General features: G+C 42.8%; 17 protein-coding genes and 1 riboswitch. Of the genes, 4 read left to right on the forward strand and 13 right to left on the reverse strand.

The genetic code is table 11. The features are described 5' to 3' along the window. The first annotated feature begins 71 nt into the window (after positions 1-71). Positions 72-1,043, forward strand: a complete 972-nt coding sequence (locus FTU16_RS08150; RefSeq protein WP_078190551.1) for a mechanosensitive ion channel family protein — start codon at positions 72-74, stop codon at positions 1,041-1,043. On the opposite strand, the gene FTU16_RS08155 is transcribed toward FTU16_RS08150, so the two are convergent. From FTU16_RS08155 to prfB, 5 genes are all read right to left on the reverse strand, one after another. Beyond that, positions 1,029-1,739 carry a 16S rRNA (uracil(1498)-N(3))-methyltransferase gene (locus FTU16_RS08155; RefSeq protein WP_180008785.1) on the reverse strand — a complete coding sequence of 237 codons (711 nt, stop codon included), beginning with the start codon at positions 1,737-1,739 and terminating at the stop codon, positions 1,029-1,031. The genes FTU16_RS08150 and FTU16_RS08155 overlap by 15 nt on opposite strands. A gap of 324 nt (positions 1,740-2,063) precedes the next feature. After that, positions 2,064-3,344 carry a 3-deoxy-D-manno-octulosonic acid transferase gene (locus FTU16_RS08160; protein ID WP_180041698.1) on the reverse strand — a complete coding sequence of 427 codons (1,281 nt, stop codon included), beginning with the start codon at positions 3,342-3,344 and terminating at the stop codon, positions 2,064-2,066. Positions 3,345-3,431: 87 nt separating this feature from the next. After that, positions 3,432-4,520 carry an alkene reductase gene (locus FTU16_RS08165; RefSeq protein ID WP_111884475.1) on the reverse strand — a complete coding sequence of 363 codons (1,089 nt, stop codon included), beginning with the start codon at positions 4,518-4,520 and terminating at the stop codon, positions 3,432-3,434. A 37-nt stretch (positions 4,521-4,557) separates the two neighbouring features. Beyond that, complete coding sequence (locus FTU16_RS08170) at positions 4,558-4,857, reverse strand: helix-turn-helix transcriptional regulator (protein ID WP_078190555.1); 300 nt, start codon at positions 4,855-4,857, stop codon at positions 4,558-4,560. Between the two features lie 154 nt (positions 4,858-5,011). Continuing rightward, positions 5,012-6,107, reverse strand: a protein-coding gene (gene prfB / locus FTU16_RS08175) for a peptide chain release factor 2 (protein WP_111884474.1) whose coding sequence is annotated in 2 segments (ribosomal slippage) — positions 5,012-6,034 and positions 6,036-6,107 — 1,095 coding nt in all. Because the reading frame shifts where the segments join, the coding sequence is not laid out codon by codon here. A gap of 181 nt (positions 6,108-6,288) precedes the next feature. On the opposite strand from prfB, the gene FTU16_RS08180 reads away from it, so the two are divergent. Next, positions 6,289-7,143 carry a putative porin gene (locus tag FTU16_RS08180; RefSeq protein ID WP_180163064.1) on the forward strand — a complete coding sequence of 285 codons (855 nt, stop codon included), beginning with the start codon at positions 6,289-6,291 and terminating at the stop codon, positions 7,141-7,143. A 326-nt stretch (positions 7,144-7,469) separates the two neighbouring features. Next, on the forward strand, positions 7,470-8,255 hold the full coding sequence (locus FTU16_RS08185) for a putative porin (protein ID WP_168379409.1): 786 nt from the start codon (positions 7,470-7,472) through the stop codon (positions 8,253-8,255). Positions 8,256-8,326: 71 nt separating this feature from the next. Here the strand turns inward: FTU16_RS08185 and recJ are convergent, their stop codons facing one another. From recJ to FTU16_RS08220, 7 genes are all read right to left on the reverse strand, one after another. After that, positions 8,327-10,030, reverse strand: a complete 1,704-nt coding sequence (gene recJ, locus FTU16_RS08190) for a single-stranded-DNA-specific exonuclease RecJ (protein WP_180163065.1) — start codon at positions 10,028-10,030, stop codon at positions 8,327-8,329. Continuing rightward, positions 10,031-10,687 carry a pyridoxamine 5'-phosphate oxidase gene (gene pdxH, locus FTU16_RS08195; RefSeq protein WP_180163066.1) on the reverse strand — a complete coding sequence of 219 codons (657 nt, stop codon included), beginning with the start codon at positions 10,685-10,687 and terminating at the stop codon, positions 10,031-10,033. 18 nt (positions 10,688-10,705) lie between these two features. Next, positions 10,706-12,037: a phosphoglucosamine mutase gene (glmM, locus tag FTU16_RS08200; protein WP_180163067.1), complete on the reverse strand. Its 1,332-nt coding sequence runs from the start codon at positions 12,035-12,037 to the stop codon at positions 10,706-10,708. Positions 12,038-12,155: 118 nt separating this feature from the next. Further along, positions 12,156-13,622 (reverse strand): IMP dehydrogenase, encoded by a 1,467-nt coding sequence (gene guaB, locus FTU16_RS08205; protein ID WP_078190562.1) that lies wholly within the window; start codon positions 13,620-13,622, stop codon positions 12,156-12,158. A gap of 219 nt (positions 13,623-13,841) precedes the next feature. Further along, on the reverse strand, positions 13,842-14,207 hold the full coding sequence (locus tag FTU16_RS08210; RefSeq protein ID WP_168379406.1) for a YkgJ family cysteine cluster protein: 366 nt from the start codon (positions 14,205-14,207) through the stop codon (positions 13,842-13,844). A 99-nt stretch (positions 14,208-14,306) separates the two neighbouring features. Then, positions 14,307-15,104 carry an MBL fold metallo-hydrolase gene (locus tag FTU16_RS08215; RefSeq protein ID WP_078190564.1) on the reverse strand — a complete coding sequence of 266 codons (798 nt, stop codon included), beginning with the start codon at positions 15,102-15,104 and terminating at the stop codon, positions 14,307-14,309. Between the two features lie 194 nt (positions 15,105-15,298). Further along, a complete protein-coding gene (locus tag FTU16_RS08220) occupies positions 15,299-15,877 on the reverse strand; it encodes a TMEM165/GDT1 family protein (RefSeq protein ID WP_078190565.1) in 579 nt (192 codons plus the stop codon). A gap of 74 nt (positions 15,878-15,951) precedes the next feature. Further along, positions 15,952-16,094, reverse strand: a riboswitch (yybP-ykoY riboswitch). A gap of 58 nt (positions 16,095-16,152) precedes the next feature. Here FTU16_RS08220 and FTU16_RS08225 point away from each other — a divergent pair. Next, positions 16,153-16,863: a methyltransferase type 11 gene (locus tag FTU16_RS08225; protein ID WP_180163068.1), complete on the forward strand. Its 711-nt coding sequence runs from the start codon at positions 16,153-16,155 to the stop codon at positions 16,861-16,863. A 48-nt stretch (positions 16,864-16,911) separates the two neighbouring features. Here the strand turns inward: FTU16_RS08225 and FTU16_RS08230 are convergent, their stop codons facing one another. After that, a complete protein-coding gene (locus FTU16_RS08230) occupies positions 16,912-18,909 on the reverse strand; it encodes a 2-oxo acid dehydrogenase subunit E2 (protein ID WP_180163069.1) in 1,998 nt (665 codons plus the stop codon). Between the last annotated feature and the right edge of the window lies 1 nt (position 18,910).

Below are 18,910 nucleotides of genomic sequence, written 5' to 3' on the forward strand. Positions count from 1 at the left end.
CTGTAAATGAGGGTTATTTTCGCCACTAATTTCAGGCAAAATAGCGAAAAATCTGAACATTTGGAAAACTCGTGGCTGAAAAAGAAAATGCCTTGAGTGATGTCACTCAAGGCACGACTCAACTTTTGCAAGAGGCAACAGAAAAAACCGCACAAACCGTGCTGGAACATACCTCTAAATATAATGACGCATACTCAACGATCGATAAATTTGTCGATGGATTTTGGGAACGCCTGCCTTATATTTGTATCGCATTAATTGTTTTTACGATCTTCTATCTACTGTCAAAACTCTTTAGATTCTTTGTTCGTAAAGCGCTCACTGACCGTTCTTATTCAAAACAAAATCTAGTTTTGGTCCTGAACCGTGTGGGTAGCTCAGCCATTATGTTCTTCGGTTTCCTAATTGCAATGGTCATTGCGATTCCTGGGTTCACACCGGGTCAGCTCATGAGTGCATTGGGGATTGGTTCGGTCGCAATCGGTTTCGCGTTTAAAGATATTTTCCAGAACTTACTGTCGGGTATTTTGATTCTCCTCGGTGAACCTTTCAAAATCGGTGATGATATTATTGTGTCAGGAATGGAAGGTACGGTTGAAGATATTCAGATCCGCGCAACCTTTCTACGCTCTCCAGATGGTCGTCGTATCGTGATTCCAAACGCGACGGTTTACACCAGTGCGGTAACGGTGAATACCGCTTATCAACGTCGTCGTTGTGAATTTGTGGTGGGTATTGGTTATGAAGATGACATTCAAAAAGCTAAAAACATTGTTTTGGCCATTTTAGACAAAGACCCGACCATTTTGAGCCAACCTGCGTTTACCGTAAACGTGAATGCTTTGGCTGATTTCTCGGTCAATCTGAATGTCCGTTGGTGGGTTGATACCACTGAAACCACCACTGCGAACTCGATCAGTGAAGTGCAAGAACACGTTATCCAAGCATTCAATCAAAATGGTATTTCAATTCCGTACCCTGTACAGGAAGTGAAAGTTTACCGTGGTGATCAAGCTGAGGCAGAAGCTTCAACAGCTAAATAATCGCCCTAAAACGTACGGAATCACAGTTTCTGTACGGATAATTCGGTTGCCTAAGCTGACTGCTTGGCAGCCGTTTTTTATGAGTAAATCCACCTCATAAGGGATAAATCCACCTTCAGGTCCAATAATGATCGTACATCCATGTTGAATCCCTGCGGGCATCACATCTTCAACATAAGGATGCGCAACATAAGCGGGATAGTCCGATGAAATCACGCTCGGTAAAACATCCTCCACAAAGGGTTTAAAGCGTTTATACAGTTCAATTTTGGGCGCAATAGTGTCACTAGCCTGCTCCAAACCTAAGGTCACATAGTGATCGAGCTGCTGTAAAAATGGGGTCTGCCAATAGCTTTTATCCACGCGATAACTGTGCAGCAAAATGATTTTTTCTACGCCTAAGGTGACGGCATCCATGATCAGACGGCGCAACACTTTCGGACGAGGCATTGCCACAATTAAAGTCACCGGATGCTTTGCTGGTACTTCTTCTTCTTGTAAGGGTTTAAGTTGAATGCCGTGATCCGCAATACTGACGATTTGGGTTAAATAACGCTTTCCTTCCCGAATCCCGACTTTGAGGGTATCGCCCACCTGTACATCAACATGGGTTTTTAAATGCTCAATTTGGCGTTTAGCACTGATACTCCACAGTTCAGATTCAGTTTGACGTGGGTCAAGCAGGACGATGTTCATAAAAATTCTCTTACCCAGTTCAATTGGATACGCGAAAACGTCATCCACAACTGTTCGAGGCAACACTCAATAGAATCACTCAAATTTCAGCGATTATTTGTTAGACATAAAAATTCGACGCGTTTTGTCGTGAGCTGCATTGCACCGCAAGATGGCTTCCATGCGAAGCTTAGCATCTCATTTTACCGAATGAGAAACAACGTTTCGTAAGAGTACCTCCAGCCGAAGGCTAAGCCCTTTCTTCAAACCTTAGATGTAAGGCTCCGCCAAGCCTATTCATTCATCTATTTGAAGCATCAACCAATTTAAATCATAGTTGAAAAATCAAAGGTACTGATCAATCACCTGAATATGCTTTTGCAGCGACCCAGTATTCTTTTGCATAATCAGCTGAGCTGCATCATTTAAAGCCTGAGCTTTCGCAGTATTTTGAATGATGTCAACCAATGCACTGGCCGCCTGCTCAAAATCCCGCACAACCACAACCGCATGGGCCGCTACAAATTCATCCACAATGGTTTGAAAATTAAAATAATGCTGACCTAATACTGTCGGGACATGTAACGTAATGGGCTCCAAAATATTATGCCCACCACCAGGTTCATTTAAAGACCCGCCGACAAAGCACGCCTGACTCAGTGCCAGCCAAAGCCATAATTCACCCATACTATCTGCCAAATACACTTGCGTTTCAGGCTGAATCGTTTGCTTTAAACTGCGGCGCTGTGTACGTAAATTCAGTTTCTGCGCTTCTACAAAAACCTCATCAAAGCGTTCAGGATGCCGTGGTACGACGATACATAACAGCTCAGGCTGTTGTTGCAAAATCGGCTGCAGCGCTGCGAGTAGTTTTTGTTCCTCGGGCGCATGCGTACTGGCAATGGTGATGATTTTACGATCTTGCAAAGCCCAATCTTGACGCAACTGCGCTGCTTGTTGCACAAAGCTATCAGGCGCATGAATATCAAACTTGATACTACCGACGACCTGACTGGTATGCGGGTTTGCACCCAACCCAATAAATCGCGTTAAAGTTGCCTGATCTTGCGCTAATAATTGTTTTAAACTCTTTAGCATCGGCTGCGTCAAACTCGGGACTTTGCCATAACCCTTCGCCGATTTTTCAGATAATCTGGCATTAATTAATAAACTCGGAACGTTAGCCTGATCGGCTTCAATCATCAAATTTGGCCAGAGTTCAGTTTCGACTAGAGCCAACATTTTCGGTTGATATTTTTCGATAAAACGACGGACTAATTTTTTTTGATCTGCCGGCAAATACACGGCCTGAAACAGCGATTCATACGGTGCTTTTAAAAATAATTGTTTCGCACGCGCTTGTCCGGTTTTGGTGGTATTGGTAACTAAGACCGGATGACCTGCTTTGAGATAATGTTCAATCAGCGGCTGCGCAGCGTTAGTTTCTCCGACGGAAACCACATGAAACCAAATTGCATTACGGTTTTTAACTGGCTGAAATGGCCCAAAGCGCTCAATACACTCTTGCTGATATAGTTGGAAATCTTCAGCACGTTTTTTGATGCGCCATTGATATAGCGGCTTAATCAGCGCCAAAGCTGCGTTATACCAAAAAGGAGTAGTCAAATTATTACGCTCAAAAACGGTTTGAATCGGCAGAATATATCAGAGCATTATCCACATGTTAATGGATAATGCGTATTCAAGTGTCGATTAATAGGTTGAACGACCTGAACCAAATTTATTTTTCATGCTTGGATAATCAATATAGCCTTCGGCAACATCTGTTCCAATCATATTTTCCAACTGCAATTCATTCAGTGCAGCATTCGCTAGCAAACGTTCAAACAAATCTGGATTGGCAATATAAGCTTTACCAAAAGACACCGCATCGGCTTTACCTGAGGCCAATAAATCAACAGCATCTTCACGGCTTAAACGCATATTGGCAATGTACGGCACTCCATTTGAGCGCTGTTTCAGATAGTCACTAATACTGTCATCTGCCAGATATTCACGGGTAAAGAAAAATGCAATCTTCCTCTGCCCCAACTGCTCTAAGGCATAGCCAAAGGTTTCACGTGGATCATGATCGCCCATATCGTGTTCATCACCACGCGGCGCAAGATGTACACCTACACGACCTGCACCCCACACTTCGATCAGCGCATCCACCACTTCAAGCAATAAACGTGCGCGGTTTTCGACAGAACCACCATACTCATCTTCACGTAAATTGGTTTTGCTTTGTAGGAATTGATCGATCAAATAACCATTGGCCGCATGCAATTCCACACCATCAAAACCGGCTTCTTTGGCTTTGATCGCAGACTGTTTGTATTGTTCTACAATGCTTTTGATTTCTGCAATCTCTAATGGACGTGGCACGACATATTCGCGTTTTGGGCGAAGCAGACTGACATAACCCGCCTGTTGTACCGCACTGGCAGAAACTGGTGTATCACCATTCAAAAGGTCGGGATGTGAGACACGTCCGACATGCCACAATTGTGCCACAATTAAACCTTGCTGTTCATGTACGGCTTGGGTCACCAATTTCCAGCCCTGAACTTGAGCATCGGTAAATAAACCCGGCGTCTGCAAATAGCCATTAGCGGCTTCTGAAATGACTGTTGCTTCTGAAATGATTAATCCAGCACTTGCACGCTGTGCATAATATTCAGCCATCATCGGCGTTGGAACACGGTCAATGGTTGCACGACTACGGGTTAGTGGCGCCATTACAACGCGATTTTTGAGGTGTAAATCACCCAAAATGAGAGGAGTATTAAGTTCAGCCATATATGTCTCGCCTAACACTTCAAATGCGAAAAATGATTTAAAGTGAGTTCTGCAGATAATCAATATATTGCTGAATGAGTTCTTCATTGCGCGAAAAATACGACCATTGACCATATTTCTCGGCTTGAATTAAGCCCGCCTGTTGTAACACAGACAAATGATTAGACATCGTAGACTGCGAAACATTACCGAGTTTTTCGATATTGCCAGCGCATACACCACGATTAAAGCCGCCACATTGTTCTTCTGACAAAAATTGTTCAGGTGTTTTCAACCATTCCAAGATTTGACGTCGAGTCGGATTGGCAAGTGCTTTAAAAATTAAATCAATATCCATAATTTAAACGGGTTTAATTAAATAAAAATTTGGACAACAAAGTTCTATTCAGCATCTTGAATACACTATATCGTATTTTTTCGATTTTTATATCGATTTTTTTAGATATGATGATCAAAAACAGATAGAACTTTGTTTTCTATATAAATTTAAATTACAAACCTTGTTTGAGGCTGGCTTCAATAAACTTATCTAAATCACCATCAAGTACCGCGCCGGTGTTTGAACTTTCCACACTGGTACGTAAGTCTTTAATACGCGAGTCATCTAAAACGTATGAACGAATTTGGCTGCCCCAACCGATATCGGACTTGGTGTCTTCCAACGCTTGTGCCGCATCATTACGTTTTTGCATCTCAAGTTCGTACAATTTTGCACGTAACTGTTTCCAAGCATGGTCACGGTTGGCGTGCTGTGAACGTTGGTTCTGACATGCCACCACAATCCCTGTTGGAGCGTGAGTTAAACGTACTGCAGAGTCTGTTTTGTTAATGTGCTGACCACCCGCACCAGATGCACGATAGGTATCAGTACGAACATCAGCAGGATTGATTTCAATTTCAATATTGTCATCAATTTCAGGCGATACAAAAACCGCTGAGAATGAAGTATGGCGACGGTTACCCGAGTCAAAAGGTGACTTACGGACTAAACGGTGTACGCCAGATTCTGTACGTAACCAACCATATGCATACTCACCTTCTACACGGATCGTTGCAGACTTGATCCCTGCCACATCACCATCAGACTCTTCCATCACTTCTGCTTTAAAACCATGACGTTCAATCCAACGTAGATACATACGTAGTAACATCGATGCCCAGTCCTGTGCTTCAGTACCACCTGAACCTGCTTGAATTTCGACATAGCATGGGTTCGGGTCCATCGGATTACTGAACATACGACGGAATTCTAATTTCGCAAGTTCTGCTTCCGCTGAAGTTAACTCTGCTTGCACATCTGCAAGTAAGCTTTCTTCTTCTGCTTCAACCGCAAGATCCAACATCGCTTGGGCATCTTCTAGTTGAGTTGAAAGCCCTTCGAGCACGTTAATGACGTTTTCGAGTTCACCTTTTTCTTTTGCCATTGCTTGCGCACGGCTTTGATCATTCCAAATTGCTGGGTCTTCCAGCTCACGTAGAACCTCTTCTAAACGCTCTTTTTTCAGATCGTAGTCAAAGATACCCCCGTAATGTTTGACCACGGTCGTTTAAGTCTTTTAGCTGTAATAGATACGGATTAATTTCCACGTGAATTACTCTCAATCAAAAAATTTGGCTTAAATAGCCGCCTATTATATCACAGAGAATTTGCACAGATTCAGCCAGATTGATCATCCAAATCATTGACTTCAATGCACATAATATGAACAATACGCTCGCGTTACTATTTATTACATTTTATTTACAACAATAATGTTTCGAGGGTTTTATGAAAAAGACATTACTTGCACTAGGATTAGCTGTTATCACTTCATCAACTTTTGCTTATGATGCGCAAATTGATGGTGGCTATACATATACTGATTGGGATGATGACTATACAGATTCAGATCATTCTGTTGATGTAAAAGGTACATTGTACTTTGAGTCAGTAAAAACTGGTAATGGTCCGTTAAATGAAGCCGCATTCCTTGGACATAACAGCAACGTCTATGCGCAATATGCTTTTAATCGTAAAGAAAGCGTTGATTATATTGCATTTGATGAGTCTATTTCAGAATTTGGTTCAGGCAAAGATGAACAAGATACACATTCGATTTCGGCGGGTATCGAATACTACTATCAACAATTTTATGTAAATGGTGAAATTGGTACTTCTCGAGTTAAATACCAAGAAAATTATAAATTCCCTAGTTGGTCAGGTTCTTATAAAGACGACTATAATATAACAACTTACCGTGCATTGGTTGGTTTCTTACCTGTTTCTAATTTACTTTTAGCTGCTGGTGTTGACGGCGCTAAAATTGAAGATGGTGATGACGATAACCGTTTTGCTGTAAAAGCAAAATATGTTGCACCTTTGAACAATGGCCAATACATCAACCTTGAAGCCGATGGCGCTTTTGGTGATGTAGATGCTGTTACGATTGGTGCAGACTACTATTTCGACCAAGCTTTTAGCGTAGGTGCATCTTACAACATCAAAGATGATGGTGATGAAGACACGGATTACTTCGCTATCCGTTCAAAATACTTCCTTAACCCGAACCTAGCAATCGGTGGTCAAGTTGGTTTTGGTGATGACGTTCAAGCGTTCAACATCAATGCAACTTTACGTTTCTAATTTCGTTTGAATTAGGAATGTGCATTAAAAAAGCACCTCAAATTTGAGGTGCTTTTTTCTTTTCGATGTAATATTTACTTTAAAAAAAGTCCAGTTGTTGACCAAATAATCTACAAATTCATAATATCTACACAGTTTTAATAAAACAAAACATTAATAATAATTATATATTTTTCAATATCTTAAATAATTAAAATTACATAAAATTACCGAATACACAGTTCTGCAACTTTGCAGCGATTGACCATCTTTAAAAATTCTCTAGACTAAAACTTGTAACAAAAAATGTATTAAATTTAGCCAAACAATTTAGAGGGGTAGTTTCCATGAAAAAACTCGCAATTGCTTCAGCACTTCTTTCTGCACTTGCTATTACAGGTACAGCTCATGCTTATCAAGCAGAAGTAGGCGCTTCAGCTGGTTACATCGACCCAGATAATGGAAGCTCTGGCAGTGAATTTGGTGTAAACGGTACTTATTACTTCAACCCTGTTCAAACGCGTAACGCTCCTCTTGCAGAAGCTGCATTCTTAAACCGTGCAAGTAACGTAAATGCACACGCAACTTTCGCTGATCGTGGCAATGTTGACGACAATACTTATGGCGTTGGTATCGAATACTTCGTACCAAACTCAGATTTCTATGTATCTGGTGATGTAAGCCGTAATAATGTCGAAGTTGACACTCCATTTGGCACAGTAGACAACGATACAACTTACTACGGTGCTGAAGTCGGTTATCTTCCTGCACCAGGCTTCTTAGTTGCAGTTGGTGTGAAAGGTTGGGATAACGATGATGATGATGGTGTAGATCCAACTTTACGTGCTAAATACGTAACAACTTTAAGCAATGGTAAAGACATTAACCTTGAAGCGGGTGCAGCATTCGGTGATCTAGATGAATTCAATCTAGCAGCGGATTACTTCATCGACAAAACATTCAGTGTTGGTGCTGACTACTACAACAACGATGTCACTGATCGTAACGAAGTAGGGATCAATGCACGTAAATTCTTCAACCAACAAGTAAGCCTTGAAGGTCGTGTTGGTTTCGGTGAAGTTGGCAACAATGACTACAATTCATTTGGTGTAGCAGCGAAATACCGCTTCTAATCCATTGAAGTCAAAACCATAAAAAAACCGCTCTTCTGAGCGGTTTTTTTATTTGCCTGTAAAAATAGAATTTATTGAGCCAAGTGTAGAACTCTCAATTGAACACTGACATTTCCTCTAAATTCATTTTTATCGAGTTCGTAGACCAAGCGGATTTGATCTTGCATAGGATTAAATTCATATTTTTCTGCCGCATTAAATGCAATTGCGTCCACCATTAAGCCATTATCTAAAGCAAGTTTTAATTTCAGATGCACATCTTTCAACCAACGATAATCTAAAACTTTAAATAGGCCTTCATAGACCGGTGCAGGAAATTTTTGTCCCCATGGACTTAAATTTTGCAAAAGATCGACGGTTTCGACATTAATGGCCGAATCAGGCAATTCACCATCTGTCCAAATAGTCGCCTGAAATAAACTTTCATCTTGCTCAGCGATGAGTGCTTCAAAAGCGGTTTTAAATTCAGAAAAATGCTGCTTTTGAATGGTTAGTCCTGCTGCGGCAGCATGTCCACCAAAATGACTCACTAAATGCGGATGTAATTCAGCAATACGCTCAATACTGTCTCGAATATGAATACCTTCGATAGAACGCGCAGAGCCTTTAATATGTACGCCATCCTCATCTGCGGCAAAGACGATTGCAGGTCTATGAAATTGTTCTTTCAAACGCCCTGCAACAATCCCAATCACCCCTTGATGCCAATGCTGTTCAAACATGATCAAGGCTGCAGGTAAGTTATCCTGATCAAGCTGAATATGTTCTAACTCAGCCAGAGCTTCCTGTTTAATCTGCCCTTCGACTTGGCGTCTTTCAATATTGAGTTGATTCAACTGCTGCGCAATCGGATAAGCCGTACTTAAATCTGCCGCAATCAGACACTCAATCCCAATATCCATAGTCTCCATACGCCCAGCTGCATTGAGTCGTGGGCCGACCACAAAGCCCAAGTCCTGTGCTTTTAACTGTGCAGGATCACGACCGGCAATATCCAATAATGCACTGATCCCTGGACGACATAATCCTTGCTGTATCCGCTTCAAACCAGCATCGATCAAAATTCGATTATTCAGATCTAGACTTGCAACATCGGCATAAGTGCCTAAGGCCACCAAGTCCAAATATTGGCTGAGGTTGGCTGTGGATTTAGCATTTTTTTTACGCATACTGGCCAAATTTGCCAACACATAAAATGCAACACCCACGCCAGCCAAGGCTTTACTTGGAAATTCACATCCCAACTGATTCGGATTTACCACCGCTTCTGCTTGTGGTGTTTCCTTTGTGGTCAGGTGATGGTCGGTAATGATCACCTGCATACCATGCGCCTGTGCCTGCGCTACACCAGCATGACTCGAAATACCATTATCGACCGTAATCAGCACATCTGGAGTAAAGCTCACGAAGGCCAAATCAGCAATGGCAGGTGTCAGACCATAACCATATTTGAAACGATCTGGAACCAGATATTCAACATCAGCGCCCATATCACGTAGTGCCAGGACCATCAATGCAGTACTGGTCGCACCGTCGGCATCATAATCACCAATAATGACGATTTTCTTTTGAGTATCAATTGCTTGATCGATTATTTCAATCGCTTGCTCTAAACCCTTTAAGTTTGGCGCATGTAAGTGCTTAAGCTTCAATTCCAGCTCTTGTGCGGAAGAAACCCCGCGACGTGCCAATAAGTCAGCAATAAACGGGGCAACGCCCTGAATATCTTCAGGGCGCGTCAAATAGGGTCTTTGTTGAATTAAAAGTTTAGACATTTATGGCATCAGTCGCTGTAAAACCCATTGACCATCCTGTTGTTCATAACTCAAGCGGTCATGTAAACGATTCGGACGGCCTTGCCAAAATTCATAATAATCCGGAACTAAACGATAGCCGCCCCAAAACTCAGGTTTCTCCAAAATGTCTTTGCTTTCCACTTGATCATGCAAATTTTGGAATCGCTGTTGTAATTCTTCACGACTGGCGATAACACCACTTTGTGGAGTGCTAATGTGTGCTGCGATTTGGCTGTCACGCGGTCGTTTATGGTAATAATCCGTCGATTCTTCAAGAGAAATCTTTTCCACACGACCACTGACCCGAATTTGACGTTCCTGCTCTTGCCAATAAAACAATAATTCTGCATAAGGATTATCGAGCAGATCATTGCCTTTTTGACTGTCATAGTTGGTGTAGAAGTCATAACCTGCATGGGTCGCACCGCGCAACAAGACCGTCCGCACGTGCGGACGACCTTGGGCATTTGCCGTAGCCAAAGACATAGCATAGGGTTCATGCAGTTGTGCTGCTAAGGCATGGTTAAACCATAATAAAAACTGCTCATGTGGATCACGGTTCACCTGATCTTCATGCAACTCACCTTTTTGATAAGTTAAACGCAGTTCACTTAAGTCCTTAATCACATCATTCATGCAATTTCCCCTCTTGATTTAAGCTGCATTGGCGCGAACAGCATCAGCCAAATGATTTGCCAAAGCGGTGACTTCTTCAAGGTCATTACCTTCAACCATGACACGAATGACCGGTTCTGTGCCTGATTTACGAATCAAGATGCGACCACGCCCTTTAAGCTGAGCTTCAGCTTTTTCAAACTCGTTCACCAGTGCAGGTACGGCGTAGGGATCAAACATCTCAGCCAAGCGAACATTCACCAAGACGTTAGGTAATAACCTAAAACCTTCCACTAATTCATGTAAAGCTTTACCTTGCTCAACCATCACTGTTAACACCTGAAGTGAAGCAATGATCGCATCACCTGTGGTGCTCTTGTCCAAAGTCAAGATATGACCTGATGGCTCACCACCCGTTACCCAACCCTTTTCTTCGAGGCCTTGTAATACATAGCGGTCACCAACTTTGGCACGAAGCAACGGCACTTTCGCTTGATCTAAAGCAATTTCAAGCGCCATATTGCTCATCACGGTACCCACGATACCCGCAGGTTTTTGACTCGCTTGAGTGGCTAAAATATAGAGAATATGGTCACCAGTAATTTGCTGACCGTTTTTATCGACCATAATCACGCGGTCAGCATCACCGTCAAAGGCAATCCCTAAATCCGCCTGATGTTCAACAACTGCTTTTTGTAAAAACTCAGGATGCGTCGAACCACAGTCTTTATTGATGTTTAAACCATCCGGTTCGTTAAACAGCGCAATCACTTTTGCACCCAGTTCACGATACACCGAAGGACCAACGCTATAGGCTGCACCATTGGCACAGTCCACCACAATTTTTAAGCCTGTCAGGTCAAAATGGTACGGGAAGGTTGATTTACAAAACTCGATATAACGACCATTAGCATCTTTTACACGCACACTTTTACCTAAGTTTGCAGGGTCTTCGATCACCAAGTCATTTTCAAGTTCTTTGTTTATGGCTTCTTGAATTTCATCCGGCAATTTTTTACCTTCGCTCGAGAAAAACTTAATGCCATTATCAAAATACGGATTATGCGACGCCGAGATCACGATGCCTAAGCTGGCATGTAATGCACGGGTTAAATGGGCAATTGCGGGTGTAGGTAATGGACCCAACAAATGAACATAAACACCTGCTGCGTTTAAACCGGCTTGTAATGCTGACTCTAAAATATAGCCCGATAATCGGGTATCTTTACCTAGTACAACGATGGGCTTTGCTTTTTTACTGTATTGTTTTAATACTTTACCTGCGGCAAATCCTAGTTTTAATGCAAATTCAGGGGTAATAGGCAATTCACCGAATTTGCCACGAATGCCATCTGTACCAAAATAACTCATGTTGTACTCACTTCTTAATGGTGATCTTAATCATCACTTTTTACTGCAAATACTTTACACCAAAAACAAAAAGGCCGTCATATTAATGACGGCCTTTTCGGCTAAAAGCTACTAAATATCAACCAACACGGTAGTTTGGTGCTTCTTTAGTAATAGTCACGTCATGTACGTGAGATTCAGACATACCTGCCGCAGTAATTTTGACAAACTGTGCATTTTTACGTAAGTCATCGATCACCGCAGAACCGGTATAACCCATAGATGAACGTAAACCACCCATCATTTGATGAACGATGTTACCCATTGGGCCTTTGTAAGGTACGCGACCTTCAATACCTTCTGGTACAAGTTTTTCAGCGCCTGCTTTTGAGTCTTGGAAATAACGGTCAGCAGAACCTGTTGCACCTGCCATCGCACCCAATGAACCCATACCACGATACGCTTTGTAGTAACGACCTTGGAAGAATTCAACTTCGCCCGGTGCTTCTTCCGTACCCGCCATCAATGAACCTACCATGATGGTACTCGCGCCTGCACCAATCGCTTTTGCCATATCACCAGAGAAACGGATACCACCGTCTGCAATCAATGGAATTTGGTCTTTTAGTGCATTGGCAACGCTGTCAATCGCAGAGATTTGCGGCATACCAATACCAGCAACGATACGTGTAGTACAGATTGAACCTGGGCCAATACCCACTTTCACTGCATCTGCACCAGCATCTAATAATGCAAGAGCTGCATCACCAGTCGCGATGTTACCGCCAATCACTTGAACTTGTGGATAGTTGGCTTTTACCCAACGTACACGTTCAATTACACCTGCAGAGTGACCATGTGCTGTATCAACAACAATCGCATCAACACCTGCTTCCACCAATGCTTCTACACGGCTTGGTGTTTCTGCACCTGTACCTACTGCAGCGCCAACGCGTAAACGACCTAAGTCATCTTTGCAGCTGTTTGGATAGTTTTCAGCTTTACGGAAATCAGTAACCGTGATTAAACCTTTCAGTTCGTTGTTGTCATTTACAACAAGGACTTTTTCAATACGGTGTTTTTGAAGTAATGCTTGGATGTTTTCTTTTGATTCGTTTTCACGAACAGTCACCAAACGATCATGGCCTGTCATGATGTTACTAACAGGTTGCTCAAGATTGGTTTCAAAACGAGTGTCACGACCAGTAACAATACCCACCACTTGACCGTCTTTCACCACTGGTACACCGCTGATGTTATTTGCTTGAGTTAAAGCAATCAACTCACGTACAGTCGTTTCTGGTGTAACGGTAATTGGGTCTTTCACCATACCTGCTTCAAATTTTTTCACGCGGCGAACTTCTGCAGCTTGTGCAGCAATATCCATGTTTTTATGCAGGATACCGATACCACCGTTTTGCGCCATTGCAATCGCCATACGTGATTCAGTCACAGTATCCATCGCAGCAGAAACAAGTGGAATATTCAAATTGATGCCACGTGTGAAACGTGTCTTAAGAGAGACATCTTTTGGGAGAACAGTAGAATAGGCAGGGAGTAATAAGACATCATCAAAGGTTAGGGCTTCTTGAACGATGGTCAACATAACAGTCTCGCTGGTAATTTCCGTGAGCCATTATATACAAATTTCCGTTCAATTTTCATTTTAATTGCGGCAATTCTTTACAGAGTTTTCAATATTAACCATCGAATATGCTGTTTTCAGCAAGAATACACTGAGGGTTAGTCAGCAACTTGTTCAATACAGGCAGAATCCGAAGACTCTACCGCTTAATTTCAATAAATTTATTCTGGAACTAAAGCCTTAACTGACTTGATCGAAATCTTCATCATTTTCAGCGTCATGCAGTGGAATACTGATCAATGGAATCATTTGATGCGCGATGCGTGCTTTATTACATTGCTCATCAGCTATCTGCACACTTTTACATGTGGAACTCCGAGCCTCGTACACCCTACAACTCACTGCTTGCCCAATTTTCCCACCCAAAGCGATACAACGAGACTGTGTTTGATTGGTGCCCGCCATACATGAATACACGGCATTAACCGGCTCAGTATAATGTTCGGGCATATTCAGCCCTTCTGCCCAATAAAAAGAAACGCGATAGTGGGCACAACATGCTCCACAGGTTAAACATGCATCCTGAGTCGGTATTTGAGACAACATTTTTATCTATTCTCGTCATCTAAAAGCTTATTTTATGGACGAAAAATACTAAAAAATGTTATCTGCAAACTCAATTATTTTTTCTGAATTTTCAAGTCATTATACTGGGCAAGTAAAGACTGTTTCATCCATTAAATCGACACCACACTGCAAGGTTTCGATCCAATCTAAGAATTGGTTGATCTGTTCTTTACCAATAAATGGCGTGCCGTGCTGCGGTACGATCATTTCCACATCCATCGTCCGTACCATGTTGACCCACAGACGGATCACTTTGTTCGAACACATATAGCGCTGATGGAAGCCTTTCATTTTAGGAATATGAGCGGCAAAATTTTCTAAAGGTTTAGAGGCGTCGTCCACCATAGATGCGCCCATATCCCCTGAGAATAAAATTTTGGCAATCGGGTCATAAAATTGGAAGTTACCAACCGAATGTAGGAAGTGTGCAGGAACAGCCACCAAATGGCTGTTGCCTAATGGAATCACCTGACCATGATCTGGCAGTTCGATCAGACGATCCAACCAGTTGCCTTTCATCCGGTCACTCATAAATGCAGAGTTTAAATGCGGTAAGAAACGCGCCCACAGCTTAGATGCTACCACTTTGGCGTCAGTATAAACCAACCAACGTGGCATCGAGGTAATAATGTCTGGGTCCTGATGTGAGGCCATCACATAGTCAAGATTGGTCAAACGGGTATATTTATTCAGTTCCATAGTCAGTGGGACATAGGTCAAGTCACCACCCGGATCGAGCACCGCTGCGCGCTCATTATCCAAAATCAGGAACTGGTTCGCCTGTACGCCCTCGCCTTTTACCAAGCTGGTAAAGCTAATACATTTATGCTTTCCATCATCATAAAGTACCTGTGATGTTGTGCGTTCGAAAGCCATTCCCATTCCCCAATTTTTTTATCAAAAAAAATATATTCTATAGGTGAATAACATATATTTATTTAGGGAAACTTACAATAAATATTAAGTCAATATTATCTGAAATATCAGTGAATTGGGTCTCATTTATTGGCAAAGAATCCTGAGTTTTTAACTCAGGATTTCATGTATTTTTAATATGGTGAGATCATTATTTAAAATAAATAGTGTTGTGCCAACGCAGCCAAACCAATCACCAAGAATACCAAGGCGCCAATTTTATGAATCAGTGAAATCGGTAGTTTTTCAGCTAGCTTGTTCCCAATAAATACCGCAGGCGCATTAACCAACATGATGCCTAATGTCGTCCCCAAAGTCACCCAGCCAATACTGTCAAAGCGTGCAGCCAGTGCAACAGTGGCAATTTGGGTTTTATCTCCAATTTCAGCCAAGAAGAACAAAACGAAAGTGGCGCCGAAAACCCCATATTTTTGCCACTTATTGATACTTTCAGATTCATCATCCAATTGATCGGGGATCAACATCCACACCGCCATAGCAATAAAGCCCAGAGAAACGATCCACAATAAAACGGTTGGACTTAAAACAGTGGTAATCCATTGACCCAGCACAGCAGAAACCCCGTGGTTCACCACAGTCGCGAGGAAAATTGCAATTAAGATCGGAACGGGTTTACGAAAACGTGCAGCAAGCAGTAAGGCAAGTAATTGTGTTTTATCGCCCATTTCTGACAGGGCAACAACAGCAAGGGAAATGAAGAAAGCGGTTAACATGGTGCATTTCTCTGGCTAGCAATAACATATACCGATGACTTATCCCTCCTGCTAGCCAATGTGCAGAGTGATAAATCAAAGGTCTTGCCAACAAAAGAAAGCTACGAAGAGCTCATTTGGTTCTTTGCTATGATGACCATGCTCGTTTTAGAGCAAATATGTTGACCATCACCTTTTTACTTTGCGTAAAAAGCGGCTACTCCCCAATGAAGTAATGCTATTCTAGCGAGGAATGCATGTTTTCGCAATTTTAATTTTCGATGACTCAATTTGATATGCAAAACAATAATCAAAAATTTCAAGAATTTATTCAACACTATATGCATGTGCAGGATGTATTAATCATTGCAGGCGGCCCGTCTCAGCTCAGTTTTGACTTAACCACCATTCAGCCCTCAAAAAAGCTGCTAATCATTTGCTGTAATCAAAGTTTTCTTCAACTTCCTCAGGCTCAAATTGCCCATCATTCAGATTATGCGTGGTGGTTACACTATCAACCCATGCTCAAAGCCTGCTTTCAAGGTGACATCATTAGCGGATGTGGTTTAGGTCACAACCGCCCATATCCTGAACATGAAGTGATTAACTTCAAAACCGTGCGCATCGATACGCAAGCGGATTTATTTCATTCACCGTACTTTGTGTATGGTAATAATTGCGGCCTTCAAGCCTATTCACTCGCACATCTCTTTCAACCGCAGCGTATTTGGCTGATGGGCTATGACTTCCAGCACCAACAGGGCCAAACACATGCGTATCAACATCAACATGTGCAAGAACTGGGGCATTATGAAAAGTTTTGGGGTTTATTTTTAAAAGACTTCCAACGCTTTGAACATTTACGACATAAGCTTTGGTCGACGGCGCACCCACATCGTACGCTTCCACTCACTTATAACCTCAATGCAAACTCAGCATTAAAGCTCTACCCTTCACCCATTGAACTTCCTGATTGGCTTTGTCAGTCCACCACCACGACGCCATAAAAAAACCCTGCCAAAGCAGGGTTCATTTTGAAACTTAAACAGGTCAGATTAGATCAATAAAGTTCGGATATCTTTGAGCAGCTTCGTCAGCTTATTGGCAAAACGTGCAGCATCCGCACCATTAATTACACGGTGATCGTATGACAATGACAGCGGCAGCATCAAACGTGGATCAAAGCCTTCACCATTCCACACCGGCTGCATAGTTGCAGGTGAAATACCTAAAATCGCCACCTGTGGCCAATTAACCAGCGGTGTAAATGCCGTACCACCAATTGAACCCAGACTGGTAATGGTAAAGTTCGCACCTTGTAGATCTTTCGGCGACAGTTTTTTGTCACGTGCTTTTTGACTCAGTTCACCCAGCTCAATTGCAATCTGCTTAATCGATTTTTGATCTGGATTACGCAGTACAGGTACGGTCAAACCATCAGGCGTTGCCACGGCAATCCCCATGTGGATTTCATTGCGTAACAATACTGACTTGCCATCATCAGACAAATGACCTGCAAATTCACGCTCTTCTTTCAACAAGTAAGCCACTGCTTTGATGATGAAGGCCATAATGGTTAAGCCAATACCTTCTTTCTTAAAGTTGGCTTTTAAGTCATTACGCCAAGCTTCAAGATCGGTAATATCCGCAGCATCGAACTGCGTCACTTGCGGGATAAAATTGTTTAAAGACAATTGCGGAATCGACACTTGTTGTAAACGTGTCAAAACTTTCTCTTCGACACCACCAAAAGCATCAAAGCTTGGCAATTTCGGTAAGCCTGAAACCTGTGCCACAGCTTGCGCTGCAGGTGCAACTTGCGGAGTGGTCAAACGGGTTTTTACATAAGCGAATAAATCTTCTTTCATTAAACGCTCATGCGGGCCAGATGCTTTGACTTCTGCCAAAACCACACCTAATTCACGTGCAAGCTTACGAACGGCCGGACCTGCATACACTTTGGCATTGGCAGCATTTTGCTCTTTGGTGAGCTTATCTGCGCCTTGTGGTTGCGGTGCTGCTGCTTCAACTTTGCTTTCAGCTTTAGGTGCAACTGTCGCAGGCTGTGCTACAGCTGGTGCAGGTTTCGCTGCTGGCGCTGGTGCAGGTGCAGGTGCTGCAACAGCTTGACCTTCGGCTTCAATCGTCACTAAAGCGACGCCTTCAGAGACACTTTGCCCTAACTGAACATGAATCGCGGTGATTTTACCAGCGGTAGAGCTTGGTACTTCTACCGTTGCTTTGTCTGATTCCACCACGATGATACTTTGGTCTTTTTCAACCACATCACCCACAGCGACTAAAATTTCAGCCACTGCTGCTTTATCAACACCTAAGTCAGGCACTGCAATTTCTACAGGCCCAGACGCCGCAGCCGTAGACGGCGTTGGTGTTGCTTCTGCGACAATGGGTGCAGCAACAGGCTGTGCAGTTTCTTGCACAGCAGCCGATGCAACCGCAGCAGACGAAGCCGCCGTTTTCACAGTTAAAATCACTACGCCTTCTTTCACTACATCGCCAGCACTGATCGTGATCGATTCGATACGGCCTGATACAGTACTTGGAACTTCGACTGTCGCTTTGTCTGATTCCACCACGATAATACTTTGATCGACATCAATCTCATCACCAACAGAGACCAAAATCTCACTCACCGTAGCTTTCTCTACGCCAATATCAGGGACTTGCACATCGATACTTTGCGACTGAGTAGCATTGGCTGCAACAGGTGCTGCTGCAGCTTGTTCTGCTTCCACAACCGGAGTTGGTTCTGCTGCTTCGTCTTCACTTGCATTTTGTACTGGCTCAGCTGTAGCAGTACTTTGACCTTCTGCTTCCAACTCGATCAGCACAGCACCTTCAGCAACACTGTCACCCAGATTAACTGCAATGCTTTTCACCACGCCTGCCGAAGTGCTGGGCACTTCAACAGAGGCTTTATCAGACTCTAACAACACAATGCTGTCATCGACGCTAATGCTGTCGCCGACTTTCACTAAAATCTCAGCGACCGTTGCTTTATCTACACCAATATCAGGAGTCGTAATTTGCATG

The sequence above is a fragment of the Acinetobacter sp. YH12069 genome, from assembly GCF_013419675.1.
GTDB lineage: Bacteria > Pseudomonadota > Gammaproteobacteria > Pseudomonadales > Moraxellaceae > Acinetobacter > Acinetobacter amyesii.